Consider the following 22,368-nt stretch of genomic DNA (forward strand, 5'->3'; position numbering starts at 1 on the left):
GTCCTATCCTGCCAGTAGGCCACGGATCATCGCACGCAGCCCGAGGCTGAAGGCATCGTCCGAATTGCGCACACCCGTGGCCTGCTGGGCAGCCACCGCGCGGCTGAACCCCTGGGCCGCTGCCTCATGGCGTCCGGTGGCAAAAATATCCTGCGGGGCCGAGGTGTCGATGGCTGAACCGAAAATGAAGGATTCCAACGCCACGATGATCGGGACGATTTTTTCCTCGGGGATCCCGTACTCTTCCAGAGCGCGGGCAACCTGCTCGTACATTGACAGGGTCTGCGGTGAGTCGCTGACCGGCAAGACGGCGATCACCGGGATCAGCGGGATATGCCGCGCGAAAACATTCCGGTAACTGGTGGCCCAGGCTTCCAGGGCCTGGGCCAGCGGTAGTTTGCCGAAACATTCTCGGTCCACGTCATCCATGACCAGTTCCTGGATCCATTGCAGCAGATCGTGCTTCGAGGCCACATGGTTGTAGAGGGCGGAGGGGGAGACGCCCAGTGACGTGGCCAGGCGCTGCATGGTGAGTGAATCATAGCCGCCCTCCGTCACCAATGTCAGGGCATGGCTGGTGATCCGTTCGCGGTCCAAGACTGCGGTGCGTGGCCGTCCGGCGCGACGTGGCGTACTGGTGTCCATGGAAAATTCCCCTGACGTGGCGTGCTTCACAAAACACTGATTCTATTCTATGCTGATGAACATAAATGAACGTCATTCATTAAAGTTGATTGGGAGAGTTGAGACCATGGAACAGCTTGAACGCGATGTCGTGATTGTGGGTGCAGGCCCATCCGGACTCACGGCAGCCTACGAATTACAGAAGGCCGGCAAATCGGTAGCCGTTCTCGAAGCCCGTGACCGGGTTGGGGGACGGACCTGGAGTGAAACCATGGACGGGGCGACGATTGAAATCGGCGGCCAATGGATCAGTCCCGACCAGACCGCCCTCTACTCGTTGATCGGGGAACTGGGGCTCGAGACATTCCCGCGCTACCGCCAGGGCAAGAGCATCTACCGCACGGAAGAGGGGGAAGTGATCAGCTACACCGGGGAGGATTTTCCGGTGGATGCTGAAACCGTTGCGCAGATGAACCGGCTGACGGCATTGATCAACGAGCTGGCCGGCCAGCTCGACCCGGATCACCCATGGGCGCATCCCCGGGCCGAAGAGCTGGACCGGATCTCCTTCGAGCAGTTCCTGGCCGCGAACTGTCCCGATGAAGTGGCCCGGCAGAATATCGGGATGTTCATCGCCGGCGGGATGCTGACCAAACCTGCCCACACCTTCTCGGCCCTGCAGGCCCTGCTGATGGCAGCTTCGGCGGGTTCGTTCGATAACCTGATCGATGAGGACTTCATCCTGGACCGCCGCATTGTGGGCACCATGCAGGGGGTTTCCAAGGCCCTGGCGGCTCGGCTGGGTGAACAGGTGCTGTTCCTGGACAACCCGGTGCTGCGTCTTGAATGGTCCTCCGAGGGCGTGGTGGCCCACGGCCGGGAGGTCAGCGTCCGGGCGAGCAAGGTAATCCTGGCGGTTCCACCCAACCTGTATTCCCGTATCAGCTATGATCCGCCACTGCCACGCAAACAGCACATCACCCACCAGCACCAGTCGATGGGCCTGGTCATCAAGGTCCATGCCGTCTACGACACCCCGTTCTGGCGTGAAGCGGGGCTGTCGGGAACCTGTTTCGGGCCCGCGGCCCTCGTGCAGGAAATCTACGACAACACCTACCACCGGGAAACCACCGGCACCCTGGTCGGCTTCATCTCGGATGTGAAAGCCGACGAGGTCTTCGCCATGGACGAGCAGTCCCGCCGCGCCGCCATCCTCCAGGACATGGCCGGCTACCTTGGTCCGCAGGCGCTGGACCCGAAGGTCTTCTACCTCTCGGACTTCGGTTCCGAGGAATGGACCCGCGGGGCCTATGCCACCAGCTACGACCTGGGAGGGCTCTACCGTTTCGGTCCGGCCCAGAACGAGAACGTGGGGCCAATCTACTTCTCCTCCTCGGACCTGGCCGGTGCCGGCTACCAGCACGTGGATGGCGCAGTGCGCATGGGGCGTCGAACAGCGGCGCGCATAGTTGCCGAACTGGATGGGACCGAAGCCGACCCGGTCTACGATGGCACCGAATCCTTTGTCACCGGCGGCGTCCACGCATGAAACTGCTGATCGGCTACACCGCTGACGAACGCGGTGCCGAGGCCATTGAACTGGCATCGGCGCTGCTGCGCACCAGCGCGGATGCCGAACTCGAACTGGCTATCATCCTTCCGGAGCAGACCCCCTTCCAGGCCGTGTATCCCGGGGGTGATCACGGTTTCTCCACCGTGCTCTCGGCACAGGTGGACCGCTGGGCCGAGCAGGCACTGGAGCTGGTTCCCCCGGCGATCACCGCGCGGGTGGTAGCCCGTGCCGTTCCCTCGGTTGCGCAGGGTCTGCTCGAACTGGCAGCCGAGCGCGACGCGCAGGGGGTCGTGCTCGGGGGACGCACCCGCCACAAGGCCGGCTTCTTTGCCCCCGGTGCGGTGGCCTCCAGCCTGTTGCATGCCTCCCCGCTGCCGGTGGCCATGTCCACCCCGGCCGGAGTGGCCTCCCTGCGGCGGGCCTCAGTGCGGATCGAACGCTTGACAGCGTTCGTCGGGGACAAGCCAGGCGCCGCAGAGGTGATCGGGCATGCGGTGCGCAGCGCAGCCCGGTTGCAGGTGCCCCTGCGGGTGGCCACGCTGGTGACCGACCAGCCCGATGGTTCGGCCGACACCGAGCAGGTCAACCGTTCCCGGGGGCTCCTCGAGGAACTTGTTGCCGGACTGGATGAGCGGGTGAAACCGCAGGTCGTGACCGGCGGCAGTATTGATGAGGCGATCGAGTCCATCGGCTGGCTGGATGGGGAGTTGGCGGTCTTCGGATCCTCCAGGCTCGCCCCGCCGCGCCGGCTTTTCCTGGGACCCAAGGCGCAGCGGATGCTCCGCCGTCTGCCCGTCCCCTTGGCCGTGGTTCCCCACCAGGCCTAATCCGTACGGCGTTCAGTCCGTCGCGGAATCAGATACCCAAGCAGAAGGAACCGAACATGTCACAAGACGTGGTACGGGCCGTGGAGCCTGCCTCCGAAAGCGGCCTGCATGAGAAAGGGCTGGGCAAGGGCACCGTCGGCGTGCTGGGTACGGTGGTGATCGGGATTTCCTGTATCGCCCCGGCCTATACCCTGACCGCTGCACTGGGGCCGACCGTGGCCGAAGTCGGCACCAGCCTTCCGGCGATCTTCCTGGCGGGGTTCCTGCCGATGCTCTTGGTGGCACTGGGATACCGGGAGCTGAACCGGGCCATGCCGGATTCGGGCACCAGCTTCACCTGGGCAACCCGGGCTTTCGGGCCGTATATCGGCTGGATGGGAGGCTGGGGATTGATCGCCGCCACGGTGATCGTGCTCTCGAACCTGGCGGCGGTGGCCGTGGACTTCTTCTACCTGCTGATCAGCCAATTGACCGGGGCAGCATGGATCGCCGAGCTGACCCGCAACCTCTGGGTGAACATTCCCACCACCTTGGTCTTCGTGGCTGCCGCAACCTGGGTCTCCTATCGCGGATTGAACGCCACGAAGTCCTTCCAGTACCTGCTGGTCGGGTTCCAGGTGGCGGTCCTGCTGCTGTTCGCCGTGCTGTGCTTCACCAACCCCGAACCCTTTGACCGCACTCCCATCACCCTGGAAATGTTCAACCCGGCGGCGGTGGAGTCCTTTACCGCCTTCGCCGCAGGGATCTCGCTGTCGATCTTCATTTTCTGGGGCTGGGATGTCACCCTGACCATGAACGAGGAGACCACGGACCCGGCCAAGGTGCCCGGTCGCGCCGCGGCGCTGACGATCCTGATCATCATCGGTTTGTACATGGCCATCTCACTGGGAGTGATCTACTATGCCGGGATCGGTAGCGAAGGGCTGGGCGCAGGTAATCCGGAAAACCAGGAATCGATCTTCGCGGTGCTTTCCGGCCCGGTGATGGGGCCGCTGGCTATCCTGATGAGTTTGGCGATCCTCTCCTCCTCGGCGGCCTCGCTGCAGTCAACCATGGTCTCCCCGGCGCGCACCATCCTGGCCATGGGCTACTACCGGGCGCTGCCCGAATCGTATTCCAGGATCTCTCCGCGCTTCATGTCCCCTTCGGTGGCCACCATTACCGCGGCTGCTGCGGCTTCGGGATTCTATGTGGTGACCAGGTTGCTCAGTGAGAACGCACTGTGGGACACCATCACCGCACTGGGCATGATGATCTGTTTCTACTACGGATTGACCGCGCTGGCATGTGTCTGGTACTTCCGCACCGAGCTGTTCGACTCCCTTCACAACGTCATCTTCAGGTTCCTGGCACCACTGGTCGGCGGGGTGGTCCTGCTGGTGATGTTTGTACGAACCTGCATAGACTCCATGAACCCGGACTACGGTTCGGGCTCCTCGATCGGGTCCGTGGGAATGGTCTTTGTCCTGGGCATCGGAGTCCTGCTGCTGGGTGTGGGAATCATGCTCTACATGCGCATCCGCCACCCGGCGTTCTTCCGCGGGCAGACCATTAAGACCCGCCGCTGACCGGGGAGCCGGTGCGATGAGCCCGCAATCATCGCTTCACCGGCTCCCGATCAACCGCCAACGGTGGTTCAATTACCCTATGGGTACCTCAGTTCTCTTCATTTGCTCCCGCAATGCCGGCAAGTCCCAGATGGCCGCCTCCCTGATGGAGCATTTCTCCGCTGGCAGGATCACCGGATACTCCGCCGGCACCAAACCGGGTGAAGCGGTGAATCCCGAGTCGTTGGAAGTCATTGCGGAAACGGGGGCGGATATGTCCGAAGCGTTTCCGAAGCCCATCGACCCGGACATTGTCGCGCAGGTGGATCGGGTGGTGATCCTGGGCAGCGAGGCGCACCCGGTCTTTGACGCCTCGGTACGCACCGAGCGCTGGCTATTGAGCGAACCGAGCGATGAGGGCTATACCGGTATCGAACGGATGCGCCGGATCCGTGATGAAATCGCCGAACGTGTGCGCTCGCTGAGCTTCGAACTGGAGAAATAGACATCGCGCCCCATAGCCGGACAACAAAAGTATCCCGGCGGGGATCGTGGTGGTTCCCCGGGATTTGCCTGGTACTGAGCGGATGGTGTGCCAACCAGTACGTCTCGCTCATCGGGTGGTACCAGCAGAATCGTGAGTTGAGCGAATTCACCGCCTTCCTAGTCCTGGCCAGTTATGTGATCGGTTTGTTGCCGATGCTCGTATTCGGCGGATCGTGGGCGGACAAGGCCGGCCGCAAGCCGTTCACGTTGCTGGCATTGGCCGCCGCCATTCTCGGTTCGGGGATGCTGATGCTGGGGGCGGAAACCCACCTGTGGCTGTATGCCGGAAGGGTTTTCACCGGTATCGGGATGGGTCTGGCCATGGTGGCTGCCACCAGCTGGATCAAGGAACTGAGTCTGGGGCCCGGAGGCGCGGTACGGGCTGGGGTGTGCACATCCCTGGGGTTCGCTGTTGGGCCGGTGATCTCCGGAGTGCTGGTGGGTGCCACCAACAGTCCCGAACTGGCTTATCTTTCCCATATCCTGGCCTCGCTGGCTTGGCTTGTCCTGGTGCTCTTCCAACCGGATGCACCCCGTCGTGCCCACATGACACGGCAGGACGGGGCAACCAGCGCGGAAAACATGAGGATCTTCCGTCGCGTGGTCCTGCCCATGGCACCCTGGGTATTCGGGCTGGCCACCAGCGGATTCGCCGTGGTCACCGCGCTGACCGGAGGAGGTGAGGGGGCCAGTCTGCTCTTCTCCACGGTAACCGTGGCCCTAACCATGGGAATGGGCGCGCTGGTCCAGCCTTTGGCTCGCCGCTGGGACCGACCACGCAGCGCCAGGCTACTGGTGATCGGCCTGGGCACAGCCATCAGCGCTTATCTCGTAATGGTTCCAGTGGCCCTGACCGGGTCCACCACATTGGGATTGCTGGCCTCCGTCTTGGCAGGCTGCGCCAATGGCATCCTGCTACTGGGGGGATTAGGCCAGGTGCTGGCCTTGGCCGGGCCGGCCGAGGTCGGAAAGCTCACCGGCCGCTACTATTCAGTGTGCTATATCGGGTTCTTGACCCCGACAATGTTGTCCCTGTGGCGTTACCAGGCAGACCCCGTCTACTTCATTGTGCTGCTGATCCTGCTGTGCTCGATCAGCCTGGTCTGTGTGCTGAGGAATCGGCGCTTGTTGCTTAACCCCCAGGTTCACCACCCGGACACTGGTGGAGTTCACAATACATCAGTAGGCTAGTGTTCTTGAGCTTGGCTGTCGACTGCGAAGGTCGAGCTGTGCGGCCCGCCACCAGGGGCGGGCCGCACTGATGCCCAGGCATAGGAGATAGTAGATGCCCAAAATCATCGACCACGACCAGCGACGGCTGGAAATCGTACTGGCAACGAAGAAACTTATCGTCGCTGGCGGGTTCCAGGCCGCCACGATGCGCGAAATCGCCACCGCTGCCGGGTACGCAAACGGTGCGCTCAAACGGTACTTTGATGGCAAGGACGAGATCCTCATGGCCACCAGCAAGTATGTGGCGAACCAGCTGGTTACACGGCTTGAAAACGCCGTGGAAGGACGGCATGGGCTGGACGCGGTGAGCTTGATCTTTGAACAAACCATGCCGGACCGACCCGAGAACGTCGATATCGCCCGGGTTCTCATTACCTTCTGGGAGCGTTCCATCGGACATCCGGAATTGAGCCATTCATTCCGCCAGGACTTGTTGCCATGGAGGCAGCTGACGGAGAAATCCTTGGAACAGGCGGTCGTAAACGGCGAAGTGGACAGTTCCCTCAGTCCCCGGGTGACGGCCGACGAATTGCTGACCCAGATGGTCGGGGCGCATGTCATGGTCCAGTTGAATCCTGCCGAACCCAATGTTCTGAGACAGGTCGAGCATATCCGTCGCCGGATTGCCGGCCTACGGGTGAACCTACCGGTCGACGCGCGCTTCAACTGACACCGGCAGTGAAAGTCACCGGGCGAAGGGCCTGACCTTGACCCCGTGCGCAGCCAATGCCTCGCTGACCGCTGCCGCGTGGTCACCTTGGATACGCACCGAAACCGCGGTGCTGGGAACCAGGGTGCCATCCACGGCCTGAAGGGTACCGTGTTCGGCCAGTCTCAGGGCGGTGGCGATCATCTGCGCAGGATCGGATATATGGGCCCGCGGATCCCCGTCGGGAACAAGCGACCCATCAGGCAGGTAGGCCCGGTGGGCGAAGATCTCCCCGGCCGTGGCCAACCCGCGTTGTGCGGCCAATTCAAGGAGCAGGGAACCTGGGCGGTGGAGCACTACCAGGCCGGCATCGAATGCCGCCACCGCATCCACCACGGCCCGGGCAATCAGCGCGTCCTGATCCACGGCACGGTACAGGGCCCCGTGCGGTTTGAAATAGCCAATGGTCGCGCCGGCACCACGGGCCACGGCGTTCACCGCGCCCAATTGGTACAACAGATCCGCGCGGAGGTGTTCGGGGGGAACTGCCAGTGCGCGGCGTCCGAAACCCCTCAAGTCGTGGTATCCGGCATGTGCACCGATGCGGACCCCGGCCGTTACGGCCGCGCGACAGGCCCTGGCGATGGTCTTGGGATCGCCAGCGTGAAAACCGCAAGCGACATTGGCGCTGCTGGCGAATTTGAGCACGGTGTCGTCATCACCCATGGACCACTGGCCGAAGGATTCGGCAATGTCTGCATTCAAATCCAGTTCCATGGCCATGGCGTCCCCTGGACTAGGAAACGGTGTCGTGCTTGAGCAGGGCGGTGGTGCGGTACGGAATCACGTCTCGCAGGATCATCGAGGTAGAAGTCCTGGTGATCCCCGGGCACAGGCGGATAACCTCGCTGACCCGGTACAAGTCATCGGGATCCTTGGCAGCAACCCGGATCAGGAGGTCGGTATCGCCGGCCGGTGCCACACATTCCAGAACCTCCGGGATCTGGCGCAGAGCCTCAATGGATTCATCCAATCTGGCCTGGTCCAATTCCGCGCTGACGTAGGCCGATACTCCTCGGCCCAGGGATGCCGGGCGGATCCTGGCGGTGTTGGGGCGTAGTGCTCCCGAATGTGCCAGTCGTTCCAGCCGCGTCTGGACGGTGCCACGGGCCAGTCCCAGCTGCTGGGCCAGCATCATGATCGGCACCCGGGGGTCGGTGTCCAGGGCCAACAGGATACGACGGTCGGTTTCGTCGAGCTGGTACGTCTCGGGAGTCATCGGTGTCTCTCCTGCGCGGTGGCGTCAAAATGGTTAAACAAGCGGGATGCCTTCGTGAAATACTAGTCAAAATGACCAGCCACCCCCAAGCTTATTGCACGGTATGACCGGTTATGTTTCGCCAGGGCGGGAATCATCGGCCGTTGCCCACGGTCGGACGCAGGCCCGGACTTGTCCACAGAAGTGGAACAAACGACACCAAAGGTCTTCAAGCGTGGGTAACCTGTTGGGTATGAGATTCCTGCGACTAGAAGACGTGGCCGAAGAGCTGAACGTAAAGCTGCCCCAGGTGCGTGCCCTGGTCAAAAGCGGTGAGCTTCCGGCTATCCAGATCGGCGGTCGGGGAATGTGGCGAGTGGAGCGGGTGGAACTGGAGAACTACATCCAACGCCGCTATGCCGAAGCCCGCGAGGAGATTGCCCGCGAACCCAAGTAGGTCCGCGGGCGGCAGGATGCGCGGGGAAGGGCTAATCCCGTTGGTGGTCCAGGAAGTACTCCAACGTGTCGTGGACGAACTGTGCCTGACCTTCGTAGGTGGCAGCGAAACGCTCATCCGACACGTACATTTGGGCCAGCGAACGCACATAGCCATGCAGTACGGCGGGGTCCGCATGATGCCCCGGGGTCCCTGGGATCGACTCGAGCCATGTGACATGGTCCTTGGCAAGTTCCTGGGCCTGGGTGGAGCTCGGAGCTAGTCCTTGCTTGCCGGCGGTGGCCCATCGGGTGATCAAGGAGCGGGATTCCTCCATGAAGTCGATACGCCTGGTTTCCGGAAGCGACTTCCACCAGTTATTGGATCGGGTGAACTGGTCCTTGCCCCAGCGTTGTGTAACCTCTTGCTCATATTGCTCGTTAAAACCCTCGAACGAGTCATGCAGGCCCATGGTGTCTCCTTTGTCCAGTATGGTGATCGTGTTCCGCAACGTGAGGATCTTTCGATCCAGCAGGCTCCGCTGCCGTTCCAGGGTAATGATGTGTTTCTGCAAGGCGGCCTTTTCATCCTGTTCCTGGTCGAGGATGGCGGTGATGGTCTTCAGCTCCATTCCTGTCGCGCGCAGCAGCAGGATGCGTTGCAGCCGAACCAGGCTGGACGAATCATAGAGCCGCTGCCCGGTGCTGGTGGTCGATACCGGCGGCAGCAGACCGATCTGATCGTAGTAGCGCAAGGTTCGACTGCTGATCCCGGCGGCGTGGGCGACCTGCTGAGTCGAGTGCAGCCGGGAGTGTTCATGTGTGCCGAAGTCCATGGGGATAACGCTAGAGGTTGGCGTCGCGTCAACGTCAAGGTGATATGGGTCAAATCTGCTGTGTGCTAGGTCACCCGTTGTTCAATGTGCTCGCAAACTGATCAAGTATCGCAAGTGATTTGAAACCTGCTTGATCAGATTGACTAGTCGAGTGACGACCTGTTGCGCAGGATGAAGAACTTGGCTTTACTGGAAACAGATCACGTTGCTCGCGGCTACCGTTGCGAAGCGCCGTAGGACCCGCCCTCCATGAGCCAAAGTCACTGATGGATCCGGCGTAGCAGGAGCCCACAAGGCAAGCGCAGGTCAGAACCGCTGCAGGCGGTTCGAAGCTCATTCCTTTGACGAGGAAGATGTTTCGAACCGCCTGCATCTTTTTTGCCGGGAACCTTTTGCCACAGTGCCCGCGGTGTGTTGGGGCCGGGCGACGGCTTTGGCAGGATGGAGGGGTGAATCCCCGAAAAATGTTGCACGCGCCGGGTAGGCGCTCGATACTTGGCGTGTGGTGGATCCAGTGGACTTTGGGCCTGAGTGCCGTTGCGCTGGTGTTGCTTCCCTGGGTGGTCGGTGGTGGCCTGCTTGACCTGACCCAGGTAGGGGAGCCGTCAACGGTTCCCAGCCTTCTCCCTCATGCGTCCTTGCACCCCGATCTGTTCTGGACCTTATTGGCGCTGTGCGCTTTGGTGGCAGGATTCCTTGCCCGGGGTCCCGGGCGGCGCGCACTTCAGTTCAGCGTGGTGGCAGGACTTGGAGTGCTGGCCGGCTGGTTGGCGGCGGGCTACCAATCCTGGGCGGTGCTGGCGCCGTTCTCCGGGCTCGCGGACTGGACGCGAGTGCATATGGGATCGCTGTTGGTGGGCGTCGTGGTGATGCTCGTATTGTATTGGCTCATCGCGCGGGCGAACCTGCAATGGGTGGCACTGGGTGTGGCACTGGTAGGTTTCAGCCCCGGGCTGTGGTTCGCCGCCTGGTTCGATGACCCGCTCATCGAATCCCGGGCAGGGTACATCGGCCCGGTGGTTCTGGGACTGCTCCTGGGGTTGCTCGGTTTTACCCGGGTTCGATCCCTGCTCATCTGGTGCCTGGCCCTGGTGCTGCAATGGCTAACCCCCGCCGTGTTGCTTCCCGTGCAGCAACGACTGACAAATCCCGAAGGGGAGCCGGGCGATGCCCGCTTGGGGGATCTGCTCACGGGCCACGCCCTGCACTTGCAGTGGCTGTCCTTCAGCGTGGCGACCTTGGCGATGGCCATGCTGGTCAGCGTGGGGCTACTGGTGGTTCGCCGGATTCGAGGGCGTTGACGATGGCGTGTATGGTGCGTTCCACGACGTTGCGGTCCAATTCAACCCCTTGGAAATGGGCATGCATCGGCCACCCTTCGATCAGCGCATCCAGGGCGCTGCATGTCGGTTGGCTGAAGTGCAGGCGCAGGCTGGCATGGCTGGATTCCAGCCAATGCCGGCATAGCTCGCGTACCGTGGGGTTGAAATTGCCGAATGAGTACATCTCGAACAGCAGGGTCATCCGTTGGCTATCGAGGTACCCCGGTCCGCACAGCATCCCCACGACCGCCTGGCAAGCCTCGTGCCCGGTGGTTGCGGCCTGCAGGCGTTGACAGTAGTCCGCTGACATCTGGGCCACCAGGTGGGCGAATGATTCCTCGAAGAGCTGTGACAGATCGGAGAAGTGGTAGGTGACCGACCCGGGGGAGATCCCGGCATCCCGTGCTATCAGCCGATGCGTGGTTTTGTGCAAGCCGGTCGTGGCGATGACCCTGAGCGTGGAATCCAGGATCACGCGCCGCCGTAGGGGAAGAGGGGGTTCGCACTCCGGTGCCATGGGCTCGCCTCTGTTTCCCTGGGTCGAAGCAGCTGACTGCTTGTATCGGTGATCCGGTTCCTGTTCGTTTCTACCGCACTAGGTGTACATTTGTACAGTGATGATCTTTTGTGTTCTCTTCGCCTGCGCGGAGCCTGGATGAGCCCGGCCATGAAACGCCGGCGACGGGCCCTGTCCCTGTTGTTTTTCCTGCCCGGACTGGGGCTATCCTCCTGGGTGACCCGCACCCCGGATGTCCGTGATCTGATTGGGGCCTCTCCCGCGCAGATGGGGATGGTGCTTTTTGGGCTGTCCATCGGCTCGATGCTGGGCATCCTTTCCTCCGGACGCCTGGTCTCCCGTTTTGGTGCCCGGCCGGTTATTGCCGCAGGCGTGGCCCTGCTGATCACGGGGTTGCCCATGATCGGGTTGGGAGCCCTGACCGGACAGGGGGCTGTGGTTGCCGCCGGTTTGTTCTGCTTTGGCGCGGGTATGGGTAGCGCCGAAGTGGCCATGAACGTCGAAGGCGCGGATATCGAGCGGATCATCCGCAAGCCGTTTCTTTCTGGCCTGCACGGTTTCTTCAGCTTGGGAACCGTTGTCGGCGCCTCGGCAGGAATCGCCTTCACGGCGCTTGGCGTTGCGGTGCCGTGGCACCTGGGTGTTGTGTGCCTGGTCGCGGTGCTGGGTTTCGGGGTCGTCATCCGGGATCTTCCGCCGGCCACTGGCAGGGCTGAAAGGCCCACCGAGGGATCGCCGTCCGGTCGCACGGCATCGCTGTGGAGCGAGCCCCGGCTGTTGCTGATCGGGGTGCTGGTACTGGCCATGGCGCTCTCCGAGGGGGCGGCTACCGACTGGCTGCCCCTGGTGATGGTGGACGGGCATGGGTTTGATGCCGCCTCCGGGTCGCTGATCTTTACCGGATTCGCGATGGCCATGACCGTAGGGCGCTTCGCCGGAGGCTGGTTCATTGCCCGATTCGGGCGCTCCAGGGTCTTCCGCGGCTGCGCGTTGATTGGTGCCCTGGGGATGGGTACGGTCATTTTTGCCCAGAATCCGGTGCTGGCCGGCTTCGCCGCCGTGCTGTGGGGGCTGGGCACCTCGCTGGCGTTTCCGTTGGCCATTTCGGCAGCCGGTGATTCCGGACCCAACGCCGCAGCCCGCGTGTCGGTGGTTGCCACCATGGGGTATGTGGCGTTTCTGGTCGGGCCGCCGTTACTGGGGTTCGTGGCGGAGGACCATGGCCTGCGCGGGGCGCTGATAGTGCCGCTGGCCCTGGTGCTTGTGGCGGTGTTCCTCTCCTCCAGCGTCGGGGAGAAGCCTCGCGAACGACTGCGGGTGGAGTCCGACCTGGTTGAAGGGCCGGATCCGGAACGAACCGTATGACCAACCCTTGGGGTTTGCCGGCGATGGCAATCGGCCGTTGAATCTGGTGTGCTTGAGACCATGCGCATTGAAACGGAACCGGACCAGCTGTCCTCCATCGACTTCTACCGCCTGCTGACCAACCTGGTGATTCCGCGGCCGATTGCCTGGGTCTCCACGGTGGATGAGCAGGGACGAACCAACCTGGCCCCGCATTCGTTCTTCACCGTTGCCAGCGCCAACCCGCCGATCGTGCAATTCACCTCGGTGGGCCGCAAGGACACATTGCGCAATATCGAGCAAACCGGGCAGTTCACGGTGTGCCTGGCCACCAGACATCATCTCGAAGCCGTCAATGCCACGGCCACGGAGTTCGAGGCAGGGCGCAGCGAGTTCACCGAGGTGGGTATACAGCCCGAGCCGAGCAAACTTGTGGCACCGCCGCGGGTTGCCGATTCGCCGGCGGCCCTGGAGTGCGAACTGGAACGGATCATCGAAGTCGGAGATTCGTTCCTGGTGCTCGGGAAGGTGGTCCAGGCGGCGGTCAGCGACAACGTCTACAACGACCAGCGCAGGCCAGACGCGCAATTGCTTAATCCGCTGGCGCGTCTGGGCGGCAGTCAGTGGAGTGCCCTCGGGGACATCGTCACCATTCGGAGGATTCCTCTGGATGCGTGGGACGGCGTGGAGGGAACCGAAAGGGACTAGCCCGATCTAGCGGACCGAGAGATCCTTGACGATCCGGAAGCTACTGCGATAGTAGTCGATCAGCTCCTCTTCCTGCATGGCCTTGAGTTCCTTGCCCAACGCGCTCTTGTCGGTCCCCAGGTGGGCCGCGATTTGCTCGCGGGTCAGCGTGATCAGCAGTTTGTCCGAGCCCTGCGCGGCCTGCTGGTTGAGGAAGAACTGCGAGAGCCGTTCTCGCAGGGACTCGAGCTCCAGCAGCTGGCGATACTCGGTGACCCGGCGGATCGTTTCCGCGCTGAGTTCCAGGAGTCGTGCCGAAAGCCGGGTGCGCAATTCGCATATGTGGCCATCGAGGTTCTGCAAGGCGGACAGGTCCAGCAGGGCAAGGCTACCCGGGGTGGCTGCCGTGACAGTGAAGCCGGCCGTGGGATTCTCGCCCCAGCCCAGCTCCTCCCCGAAATGGTCGCCGGCGTTGGCGAACGCCACAGGCGACACCTGCCCGGAAGCATCGTCGCTGAGTAGCACGGTGCCCCGGAGGACGATACCCAGGGAAGTTGTATCAGCGCCCTGGGAGACCAGGACTTCACCGCGTTTGAAGTTTCGTGCGGTGGCATACGTACAGGCCAGCAAGTGTTCGGTCTCTTCCTCGGTGAAACCCGAGAAAATCCTGGCAGGCACCTCAAGCTGAACCGATGGACGATGTAGTTGTAGGCCTAAAGCGCCCATGAATAGAACTCCCCTGTTGTGCTGCGCGGTACGGCAGCATAATTACCCCGTTGTGCCAGCGGAAAATCAACCACTGTCGATTTTAACGCTAGCATCGGCGGGTAACCGGCAGCTGTCCAAACGGGTTACACGACCCCGTGTTACGTGAACATTGGTGAACCGTTGGGTATTCGCGAGGGTGAACCTGAGGTTATGCGTTTTAGACTCAAGATCATGATGCGGTTGGGCCCGGAACTGCGACCCGATTGGGGGTTTCTGGGCGGGAAACCCTGTGTGGACTGTGCGAACCAGTCCAGAAACCATGTCTTGTCCAGGTCATCTCCCCGACCGATATCCGGATGCCGGACGCCGTCGTGCTGGGAGGGTATGGAAGACAGTGGCACCAGGCCCCAGATCCGCTGGGAACCGAGCCATACATACTGCGTGACGAGGCGAAAGGGCGCTGGCCAGGTTTCCCCATCGGTTCCGCCGAACGGCCGGTTCCACCTGGCCGCATTCTTTTCCGGGGCCGGGTCGGCCACGATGTTCAGGAAAACAGGGATGTGGCGTTCTTGGGCGTGGTGCCGATCCCCGGTGCGGTCACCGGTCCGCGGAACCGCAGTGCTTGCAGGATGGCATCAAGGGTTTGCGGTCCGTCCTGGTTCAGGCAGGCGCCTGCGACGAAGCGGTCCGGCCGCAGGAAGATCATCGGGGTTGGACGGTCGTCGAACCATTTCTTGAACCGGCCGGTGTGATCACCCAGCACCAATACATCCTCATCTGCATCCCTATCCGCCCAGTCCCTCTGGGTTTGCGGAACCACGGCCACGAGTTTGGCGCCAAGTGCCTCCAACTTCTCCAGCGATGCGGCGGGCAACACGTCCTTGGGGTTGTTGCCCCAGACGATCACGGTCCACCAGTTGCCCACGGCGTCATCGAACTTCCTGACTCCCTCAGCGGTGGTGACATCCGGTTGCGGGAACTGCACGCCGACCGGCGATACCCGGGTATTGGCCGTTGCCACGGGAACGAGCTTCCGGGTCAATGTGGCTGCGGCCTTGCCTGAGGACTGGGTACTCGGATCGGCCAGTACGCCCTCGGTGTACCGCGGCATGGGCTTGAAACGCATATCGGAGAAATAGCTCTTGACCGAAGGAAAGAGGTTCAGCGCGCTGGAGATGGCGTCTCGCGCCACGACCCCGACGGGGTTGGTGACCTTGATGACCTTGCCCATGGTCAAGGACAGATCGACCATTGCCTTGGAGTGGTCCTTGCGCTCGGAGGTATAGGTATCGAGCACCGAGTCGTCGGACTGGCCTGCGATGATCGATGCCAGCTTCCAGCCCAGATTGGTGGCATCACGCATTCCGGAGTTCCAGCCCTGCCCCATCCATACCGGCATGAGGTGGGCGGCATCCCCAGCGATGATCTGACGGCCCTTGCGGAAGGAGCTGGCCACGCGGGCGTGGTGCGTGAAGACGCGGCGACGGATGAAGTCCAGGTTCCGCGGGTTGGGTACGTGCTCACGCAACATCCGGTCAACGAAGGCTGGATCGGTGGCCATCTCCTCGCTTTCGTGGTCGTGCAACATGAACTCCCACCGGCGCACGGCGTGTGGCAAGCCGATGGACACGTACGGGCGCTTCGGGTCGGCGCCCAGGAAGACATTCGGGATTCCCAGCGGGTCGTTGTTTACGTCCACCACCAGCCATCGGGTCGAGGGGGACTCGCCGTCGAAGCTCACTCCCAGGCGTTTGCGGGTAGGTGATTTACCGCCCTCGCAACCCACCAGGTACTGGGCCTGGAACTTCTTCTCGATGGGCTGACCATCCTCATCGGTGAGCGATACCGTGGCAGTGACCTTCGAGTCGTCCTCGTCCACCACCGTGACTTCATGCCCAAAATGCACCTTGACGTGTTCGAAACGTTCAAGTCCCTCGTAGAGCACCTTATCTACATCCGGCTGGATGAATCCGTGCTTGCGTTCCCACCCGAATTCGTCGGTCTGCGGGTTGTTCACCAGGATGGTCTTGCCGCGGCCGTTGACCAGTCGCATGATGTGCTGGGGAGTGGTGTGTGGGCGCACCTGGTCTACCAGCCCGACGGTCTGGATGGTCCGCAGGGATTCGTCATCCAGCCCCACGCCACGGGGGTAATCGATCAAGGTATCGCGGGACTCAAGTACGGTGACCGATCGCCCGTACATGCCCAGGATATTGGCCAGCATCAGGCCAGTGGGCCCTGCGCCGACGATGACGATTTCGCTGGTAATGGTGTTCTCGGCCATGGAATCCTCATTCTGTGTATATATCGCTCATCAATGACCGATATTTGCACTGCTTTGGGTTCAATGACATCACCGCATGTGATCCAGGTCAACTGCCCGTTTCGCACAGTGGAACGATTTGACTAGATAAGGGCAATACGGTGCGTGGGCAGTACCAGGGCCGAGCGCGGTGCCGACCTGCCGGGTTACCGTGACAACTCGTCGAGCAGTGCCAGTGCGGTGCGGCGCAATGGTTCCAGCGCTGCCTGAGCTGTTTCCTTGCGCACGGTAATCACGGTGAGACAGGATGCCGGGGCCAGGCCGTGGGCGGGCAACGGCACGGCCAAGCCGAACATGTTTGGCTCCACCTCCCCGAAGGTCTGGGCAAAACCCCGAGCCCGGGCCTGCATTACCTGTTCGGTATCGGTGTCCGAAGGCGGTTCGGCGGCACGAAGTGCGATTCCCGCGGCACCTGCAGTCACCGGATGGTGGGCACCTTCGGCAAATGAAACATGGTAGTTTCCGGTGGCCGGGGAGACAACGGCCAGGGCCACTGCGGAGTTGCCCTCGCGCACCAGTAGCGCAACCGTGGCCCCCAACTCCCCGGCAGCCTGCCGCAGGTGAGGCATGGCGCTGTTGCGAAGGTGCTGATGGCCGGCTGCTGCCAGCGACAACAAACCTGCGGCACCGCGGTAACGGCCGTCGACGCCGCGGTGCAACAGCTGCGACTCACAGAGCGTGTTCAGGACCCGGTAGGCCACAGTGCGGTGTACTCCGGCCAGTGCCGCGACTTCCGAACTGGATAGTCCGTCTGCGGATTCGGTGACATGGCGCAAGATCGCCAGTCCACGGGCCAGGGTCTGTGAGCCGGCGGTGCGGGAGCTTTTGGCGGCACTCTGTTCTTCCTTCACGCTACTGATCATGGCATATACGGTCCCGGTGTTGCGTACCATGGCACGGAGGCTGGTCAATGACGACAAGGTGACGAAGAATGGCCACCGGGTGTAGCGCGCTAGGTGCTGCCCCGAGGAGAGGATATGACCCTGGCTGAGAGTACCCGTGCATGGCTCCCTGTCGCGTTGGGCCTGATGCTGGTGGGATGGGGCGCCAACCAGTTCGCGTCCATGCTTGCGTTCTACCAGCAGACCCATGGCTTTTCGCAGGTCGCCGTTACCTCCATGCTGGGAATCTACGTCGCGGGTCTGGTCCCGGCGCTGCTGTTCGGTGGCAGGATTTCGGACCGGTTCGGGCGCAAGGGGACAAGTATTGCAGCACTACTGGTAGCGGTGCTGGCCAGCGCCGCGATGATTTTTGGAGTGGCCTCTCCGGTGGTGATCTACGTGGGCCGCCTGCTTGCAGGGGTTGCCACCGGGGCGGCGATGGCGGCCAGCACCAGTTGGGTCAAGGAGTTGTCCCACGGGGCCTCCGCCGGGGCCGGGGCGCGCCGCGCCTCGCTGTTCACCACCGCAGGTTTCTGGCTGGGTCCGGTGGCCAGCGGGCTGATCGCGAATTTCGCCCCGTGGCCCGAGGTCCTACCCTATGCCGTACACATAGTCTTGTGCCTGCCATTGTTCGTGTTCGTGGCCAGGGTTCCCGAGGGCCTGCAGATACCGTTGGCCATAGGAAAACCTGCCGGGAAGCCGGAACCCTACGCGTATCCCGGCGCCGGGCAACGTTTCCGGCGCGTAGTGGTTCCGGGGGCGCCGTGGGTCTTCGGTGCGGGGACAGTGGGCTTCGCGGTGGTTCCCGGGCTCTTCACCGATCTGGGAGACATGGCCTTGGTCTACTCCACCGTGGCGGTGGCACTCACGCTGGGAAGTGGCGTGGCAATCCAACCGTGGGGACGCCGACTGGACGATGCGCAGTCGGCACATGCCACCCTGGTCGCATTGGCCATGAGTGTGCTGGGTCTGTTGGTGGCCCTGGGTTCCGGCCGGTGGCAGTGGCCCTGGCTGGGGTTGCTGGCGTGTTGCCTACTGGGAGCCGGTTACGGGCTGATGCTGGTGGCAGGGTTGCTCGAAACCCAACGGTTGAGTTCCCCGGAACGGCTGGGAGCGGCGACCGGGAAATTCTACACTCTGGCCTACGCCGGATACCTGGCCCCCACGGTGCTGGCGTTTGTGGCATTGTGGGTGCCAATGACGCACCTGTTGTTCGCCGTATTTGCCTTGGCAGTGTGCTGTTGGGTTCTGATCGCCCTGAATTCGCGACATGGTGTTCGTCCGGCGGGAGCGCAACGGGAACCGGCGCATTCTGTTCCCGCCGACTAGTGGATAGCGCTCTGTCCCTGGAGCCTAGCGGAGAAGTTGGAAGCTGTTCCGGTGGTAGTCGATGAGTCCTTCTGCCTTCATGCGCGATAACTCCCTGGAAAGCGCGGCGCGATCGGCGTTCAGGTGTTCGGCCAGCTCATTGCGATTGAGACGAAGGGTGAAAATGGTGGACTGGTTGGCTGCAGCGTGCTGGGTGAAGAACTCCAGTAACCGGGCACGCAAGGACTTGTGCGCCAGAACCTGTAGATGCTCCTGGAGCTTGCGGTTCTTTGCTCCCATGATCCGCAAGAGGTTCTCCACGACCCTCGAACGCAATTCACACAGCGGCCCCTGCGGATCAAGGATTTTCTGCATATCGATCATCAGGGCAACGCCTTGTTCGGTGGCCGTGGCAGTGTGCTGGCATCGTCGTGCCGGATCCCACAGGATTTCCTCGCCGAAGACATCGGAAGCCGTGATGACCTCGATCAGGTGACGATTGCCTTCGGCATCACCACGGCGAACCAGAGCGGTTCCCTGTAGTAGCAGGACAACCGCATGGCTGATGTCCCCTTCCCGGGCAAGGATCTCGCCGGGAGAAAAAGCGCGCCGGCGAACACCCAGACACCGCATGACCCGGGTGATTTCCGACGGGCTGAATCCCGAGAAGATCTCCGGCAGGTTATCCGTCGACGACCCAATATCGCTGTCCCACAAGGGAACCAGACTCATGACAGATCCTTTCCCCGCAACCCCCGGTCAGCAAACACGGCAACGTGTCAAAGTTAGTTAAGCCTAACATCGGCATCTTCCGTCACGGGCTCGGTCGTTTGAAGGGGTGTTGCCGTGGCAACGGACAAGCGTCCTGATCCGCGGAATAATCACTGTCACCACATAACCATCATGAAACGGGAGAGACATGGTCACCAAAGGTTCGGTTGCATCGGATTCGACCCTCATTGCACGATCCGTGCAGGACTACATCGAGCGCAACCCGCTCAAACCGGGCAAGTACGCCGCCAAGCGGATCTACGCCGGTCCGCAGGCGCAGATCACGGAAATCGCCTTTGACGCGGGGGTGGAGTTGCCGGACCATAAAGCACGCACTCCGATCCTGGTGCAGGTCATCGACGGGGCAGTGGACTTCACCATTGGAAGTGAAATCCACTATCTGGAGGCTGGCGGGTTGATCCACCTGGAAGCCAACCTCACCCACGCGGTCTATGCGAAACATCCGGCCCGGATTACGGTCACCTTCCTGAGCAATTGAGATCCACATGACCCCGCGAAAGGACAAGCATGCCATGATCGATCGGGAGAATGAGCAGCTTCCGCTGGCCGGACGCAAAACCGAGGACGTACCCGGGCACTGGTTGTTGGCGCGGTTGGGTAAACGGGTATTGCGTCCCGGAGGGCTGGACTTGACCCGCGAATTGCTACTGCACGCGCGGCTGAAAGGGCAGGACGTGGTGGAACTGGCCCCAGGACTGGGTCGGACCGCTGCGATGATCATTGCCGCGCGACCGTCTTCGTATGTCGGTGTGGACGAGGACAAGGACGCCGCCGCCATCGTGGACAAGGTCGTGAGTGGCCACGGATACTGCCGCACCGCCAACGCGTCCGAAACAGGACTACCCGAGGCGTGTGCCGATGTGGTTATCGGTGAGGCGATGCTCACCATGCAGGGAACGAAAACCAAGCAGGCAATTATCGCCGAGGTGGTCCGCCTGCTGCGACCTGGCGGACGTTACGCCATCCATGAGCTGGGATTGCAGCCCGATGACCTGGATGAGCAGATCGACACGGAGATCCGTCAGGCGCTGGCCCGCACCATCAAGGTCAACGCCCGTCCGCTGACCGCGGCCTCATGGTGCGAACTGCTCGAAACCCACGGGTTGGTGGTCGAATGGACTGGCACCGCCGACATGGCCCTGCTCAAGCCGCGTCGCAATATCGCGGATGAGGGATTGCTGGGTACCGCACGAATCGTGCGCAACCTGTTACGCGATGCGCAGGCGCGCAAACGCGTGCTGGCCATGCGCAAGGTATTCACCACGCACCGCAAGTCATTGACCGGTATCGCACTGGTGGCCTACAAGCCGGCAGCCCGTCACTGATGTAGTCCCGGACCAACCCGGCCAGGATGACGTCACGCGGCCGTATTCCGCGACGGACTCCTTGTCATGTGAAGCATTTTTCCGCAATCTTTCCTGCCCTTTTTGGGAGCGAAGCCACGGGGCATCCATGCTGGAAGCCAGTCCCTTGCCTGTGGTGCCCGACTTCGGACAGCCAAGGGAACGCACCCGTGTCACCAGTGGACGTGGAGCCCTAAGCCACAATCATCCAGAGCAGCTAAGAGACCTGCCTCGCTGACGCTGCAGCTTCCTTGGGAGACACCTTCCGAAAGGTGCTAATGGCAGGACCGATGGAAAAGGAAATGGAACCATGACGACCGATCGTATCCAGACCTCCCATGCCGGCTCATCGCCGCGTACCGATGAGCTGATTGCCGCCAATGCGGCACGTACATTCGCCGGGGACGGGTTGACGCTCCAGCGCACAGCGCAGTTCGAGTAACTGCTGCGTGAAGCGGTGACCGACCTGGTGGCACGACAAAAGAAGCTGGGAATCACCATTCCAGGCGACGGCGAATACGGCAAGGCCATGTCCAAACCGGTGGATTATGGGGCTTGGTGGACCTACAGTTTCCAACGCACTGCCGGATTGGAACTGGCCGAATTCAACCCAATTACCTCCGCCTTGGTGCGCAGCACCCCGGGGAACATCAGGCTGACCTCCTTCGCTGACCGGCGGGACTGGGTCAAGTTCTCCCGGCCTACCAGGACCCGACCAGCGGTATCCATGTTGGCACCAACGCCACCGGTTTCCCCACCGCCACCGGCCCGATCTCCTACACCGGACAGAAGGCGCTGGCCACCGACATCGCGAACCTGAAAAGCGGGCTTTCGGTAGCCGGCCTCGCCACGGGGTTCATTACCGCCCCGTCCCCGGGCTCGGCCAGCCGGATAGGCAACGAGCACTACCAGAGCGAAGAGGAATTCATCTACGCCTGGGCCGACGTACTGCGCGAGGAATACCAGGCGATCGTCGACGCCGGGCTGATCGTGCAGATCGATGACCCGTCGATCGCCGAGAACTGGGACCAGATCAATCCACATCGAGGCGCTGAACTATGCGTTGCGCGGGCTGCCGGAAGAGCAGGTGCGCTTCCATGTCTGCTGGGGTTCCTGGCATGGGCCGCACACCACCGATATCGAATTCCGTCACATCGTGGACCTGGTGCTGGGCATCAACGCCGGATCGTACTCCTTCGAGGCCGGCAATGTGCGCCACGAACACGAGTGGAACATCTGGCAGGACACCGTTCTGCCAGAGGGAAAGGTGCTGGTGCCCGGGGTGGTGTCGTACGCGACCAACGTGGTGGAACACCCGGAGCTGGTTGCCCAGCGGATTGAGCGCTTCGCCAAGCCCGTAGGTCGTGAAAGCGTCATCGCCTCCACTGACTGCGCTCTGGGCGGTCGCATCCACCCGCAAATCGCGGCGGCGAAGCTCCAGGCGTTGGGAGACGGCGCCAAGCTGGCCACGAACCGCCTGTTTGAGCGTTCGGCTTCGCACATCTGATCCTGAATCCGGTACGAAACGGGGCCCGCTGCATCCTGACGCCGTGGGCCCCGTTTCGTGCGTTTGCGCCGTATCTTACCTAACACTGGATGCTCGATGCGGATCCGC

22 protein-coding genes and 1 pseudogene are annotated in these 22,368 nt (G+C 62.2%); 14 read left to right on the forward strand and 9 right to left on the reverse strand.

Translation table 11 applies throughout. The features are described 5' to 3' along the window. Positions 1 to 3: 3 nt before the first annotated feature. Positions 4 to 645: a TetR/AcrR family transcriptional regulator gene (locus OK351_RS09240; RefSeq protein WP_265158185.1), complete on the reverse strand. Its 642-nt coding sequence runs from the start codon at positions 643 to 645 to the stop codon at positions 4 to 6. 106 nt (positions 646 to 751) lie between these two features. Here OK351_RS09240 and OK351_RS09245 point away from each other — a divergent pair, with 106 nt between their 5' ends. The 6 genes from OK351_RS09245 (at position 752) to OK351_RS09270 (ending at position 7,020) form a co-directional block, all read left to right on the forward strand. Further along, complete coding sequence (locus tag OK351_RS09245) at positions 752 to 2,173, forward strand: flavin monoamine oxidase family protein (RefSeq protein ID WP_265158187.1); 1,422 nt, start codon at positions 752 to 754, stop codon at positions 2,171 to 2,173. Further along, positions 2,170 to 3,024, forward strand: a complete 855-nt coding sequence (locus OK351_RS09250) for a universal stress protein (protein ID WP_265158189.1) — start codon at positions 2,170 to 2,172, stop codon at positions 3,022 to 3,024. The genes OK351_RS09245 and OK351_RS09250 overlap by 4 nt, the downstream gene beginning before the upstream one ends. 56 nt (positions 3,025 to 3,080) lie before the next feature. Further along, positions 3,081 to 4,592 (forward strand): APC family permease, encoded by a 1,512-nt coding sequence (locus tag OK351_RS09255; RefSeq protein WP_265158191.1) that lies wholly within the window; start codon positions 3,081 to 3,083, stop codon positions 4,590 to 4,592. A gap of 79 nt (positions 4,593 to 4,671) precedes the next feature. Then, positions 4,672 to 5,076 carry an arsenate reductase/protein-tyrosine-phosphatase family protein gene (locus OK351_RS09260; RefSeq protein WP_265158193.1) on the forward strand — a complete coding sequence of 135 codons (405 nt, stop codon included), beginning with the start codon at positions 4,672 to 4,674 and terminating at the stop codon, positions 5,074 to 5,076. A 74-nt stretch (positions 5,077 to 5,150) separates the two neighbouring features. After that, positions 5,151 to 6,308, forward strand: coding sequence for an MFS transporter (locus OK351_RS09265; protein WP_265158386.1), 1,158 nt, complete (start codon positions 5,151 to 5,153; stop codon positions 6,306 to 6,308). 94 nt (positions 6,309 to 6,402) lie between these two features. Then, complete coding sequence (locus OK351_RS09270) at positions 6,403 to 7,020, forward strand: TetR/AcrR family transcriptional regulator (protein ID WP_265158195.1); 618 nt, start codon at positions 6,403 to 6,405, stop codon at positions 7,018 to 7,020. Positions 7,021 to 7,035: 15 nt separating this feature from the next. Here the strand turns inward: OK351_RS09270 and OK351_RS09275 are convergent, their stop codons facing one another. Both OK351_RS09275 and OK351_RS09280 read right to left on the reverse strand, forming a co-directional pair. After that, positions 7,036 to 7,782 (reverse strand): 5-oxoprolinase subunit PxpA, encoded by a 747-nt coding sequence (locus OK351_RS09275; protein WP_265158198.1) that lies wholly within the window; start codon positions 7,780 to 7,782, stop codon positions 7,036 to 7,038. A gap of 13 nt (positions 7,783 to 7,795) precedes the next feature. Further along, the gene (locus OK351_RS09280) at positions 7,796 to 8,278 is read right to left on the reverse strand and encodes an Lrp/AsnC family transcriptional regulator (protein WP_265158201.1); all 483 of its coding nucleotides are present in this window, start codon (positions 8,276 to 8,278) and stop codon (positions 7,796 to 7,798) included. 232 nt (positions 8,279 to 8,510) lie between these two features. Here OK351_RS09280 and OK351_RS09285 point away from each other — a divergent pair, with 232 nt between their 5' ends. Next, a complete protein-coding gene (locus OK351_RS09285) occupies positions 8,511 to 8,714 on the forward strand; it encodes a helix-turn-helix domain-containing protein (protein ID WP_265158204.1) in 204 nt (67 codons plus the stop codon). Positions 8,715 to 8,745: 31 nt separating this feature from the next. Here the strand turns inward: OK351_RS09285 and OK351_RS09290 are convergent, their stop codons facing one another. Beyond that, complete coding sequence (locus OK351_RS09290; RefSeq protein WP_265158206.1) at positions 8,746 to 9,528, reverse strand: MerR family transcriptional regulator; 783 nt, start codon at positions 9,526 to 9,528, stop codon at positions 8,746 to 8,748. Between the two features lie 500 nt (positions 9,529 to 10,028). Between OK351_RS09290 and OK351_RS09295 the strand changes: the two genes are divergently transcribed. Beyond that, positions 10,029 to 10,829, forward strand: coding sequence for a hypothetical protein (locus tag OK351_RS09295; RefSeq protein WP_265158209.1), 801 nt, complete (start codon positions 10,029 to 10,031; stop codon positions 10,827 to 10,829). Here OK351_RS09295 and OK351_RS09300 read toward each other — a convergent pair. Beyond that, positions 10,786 to 11,325, reverse strand: coding sequence for a TetR/AcrR family transcriptional regulator (locus OK351_RS09300; RefSeq protein ID WP_265158212.1), 540 nt, complete (start codon positions 11,323 to 11,325; stop codon positions 10,786 to 10,788). The two genes, OK351_RS09295 and OK351_RS09300, sit on opposite strands and share 44 nt — an antisense overlap. Positions 11,326 to 11,505: 180 nt before the next feature. Here OK351_RS09300 and OK351_RS09305 point away from each other — a divergent pair, with 180 nt between their 5' ends. After that, a complete protein-coding gene (locus OK351_RS09305) occupies positions 11,506 to 12,732 on the forward strand; it encodes an MFS transporter (RefSeq protein WP_265158214.1) in 1,227 nt (408 codons plus the stop codon). 60 nt (positions 12,733 to 12,792) lie between these two features. Then, a complete protein-coding gene (locus OK351_RS09310; protein WP_265158217.1) occupies positions 12,793 to 13,419 on the forward strand; it encodes a flavin reductase family protein in 627 nt (208 codons plus the stop codon). 6 nt (positions 13,420 to 13,425) lie between these two features. Here OK351_RS09310 and OK351_RS09315 read toward each other — a convergent pair whose 3' ends face one another. The 3 genes from OK351_RS09315 to OK351_RS09325 all read right to left on the reverse strand — a co-directional run bounded on the left by OK351_RS09315 (position 13,426) and on the right by OK351_RS09325 (position 17,322). Beyond that, on the reverse strand, positions 13,426 to 14,076 hold the full coding sequence (locus OK351_RS09315) for a Crp/Fnr family transcriptional regulator (protein ID WP_265158219.1): 651 nt from the start codon (positions 14,074 to 14,076) through the stop codon (positions 13,426 to 13,428). 574 nt (positions 14,077 to 14,650) lie between these two features. After that, positions 14,651 to 16,390 carry a bifunctional 3-(3-hydroxy-phenyl)propionate/3-hydroxycinnamic acid hydroxylase MhpA gene (locus OK351_RS09320; protein ID WP_265158221.1) on the reverse strand — a complete coding sequence of 580 codons (1,740 nt, stop codon included), beginning with the start codon at positions 16,388 to 16,390 and terminating at the stop codon, positions 14,651 to 14,653. Between the two features lie 185 nt (positions 16,391 to 16,575). Then, positions 16,576 to 17,322, reverse strand: a complete 747-nt coding sequence (locus OK351_RS09325) for an IclR family transcriptional regulator (protein WP_265158223.1) — start codon at positions 17,320 to 17,322, stop codon at positions 16,576 to 16,578. 84 nt (positions 17,323 to 17,406) lie between these two features. Between OK351_RS09325 and OK351_RS09330 the strand changes: the two genes are divergently transcribed. Beyond that, a complete protein-coding gene (locus tag OK351_RS09330) occupies positions 17,407 to 18,639 on the forward strand; it encodes an MFS transporter (RefSeq protein WP_265158225.1) in 1,233 nt (410 codons plus the stop codon). A 24-nt stretch (positions 18,640 to 18,663) separates the two neighbouring features. Here the strand turns inward: OK351_RS09330 and OK351_RS09335 are convergent, their stop codons facing one another. Then, positions 18,664 to 19,350, reverse strand: coding sequence for a Crp/Fnr family transcriptional regulator (locus OK351_RS09335; protein ID WP_265158227.1), 687 nt, complete (start codon positions 19,348 to 19,350; stop codon positions 18,664 to 18,666). A 187-nt stretch (positions 19,351 to 19,537) separates the two neighbouring features. On the opposite strand from OK351_RS09335, the gene OK351_RS09340 reads away from it, so the two are divergent. The 3 genes and pseudogenes from OK351_RS09340 to OK351_RS09350 all read left to right on the forward strand — a co-directional run bounded on the left by OK351_RS09340 (position 19,538) and on the right by OK351_RS09350 (position 22,260). Continuing rightward, on the forward strand, positions 19,538 to 19,888 hold the full coding sequence (locus tag OK351_RS09340; RefSeq protein WP_265158229.1) for a cupin domain-containing protein: 351 nt from the start codon (positions 19,538 to 19,540) through the stop codon (positions 19,886 to 19,888). Positions 19,889 to 19,922: 34 nt separating this feature from the next. Next, positions 19,923 to 20,735 (forward strand): class I SAM-dependent methyltransferase, encoded by an 813-nt coding sequence (locus OK351_RS09345; RefSeq protein ID WP_265158231.1) that lies wholly within the window; start codon positions 19,923 to 19,925, stop codon positions 20,733 to 20,735. A 328-nt stretch (positions 20,736 to 21,063) separates the two neighbouring features. Next, positions 21,064 to 22,260: pseudogene (locus tag OK351_RS09350) on the forward strand (cobalamin-independent methionine synthase II family protein). Positions 22,261 to 22,368 lie beyond the last annotated feature (108 nt).

The sequence above is a fragment of the Glutamicibacter sp. MNS18 genome (assembly GCF_026107515.2).
Lineage (GTDB): Bacteria > Actinomycetota > Actinomycetes > Actinomycetales > Micrococcaceae > Glutamicibacter.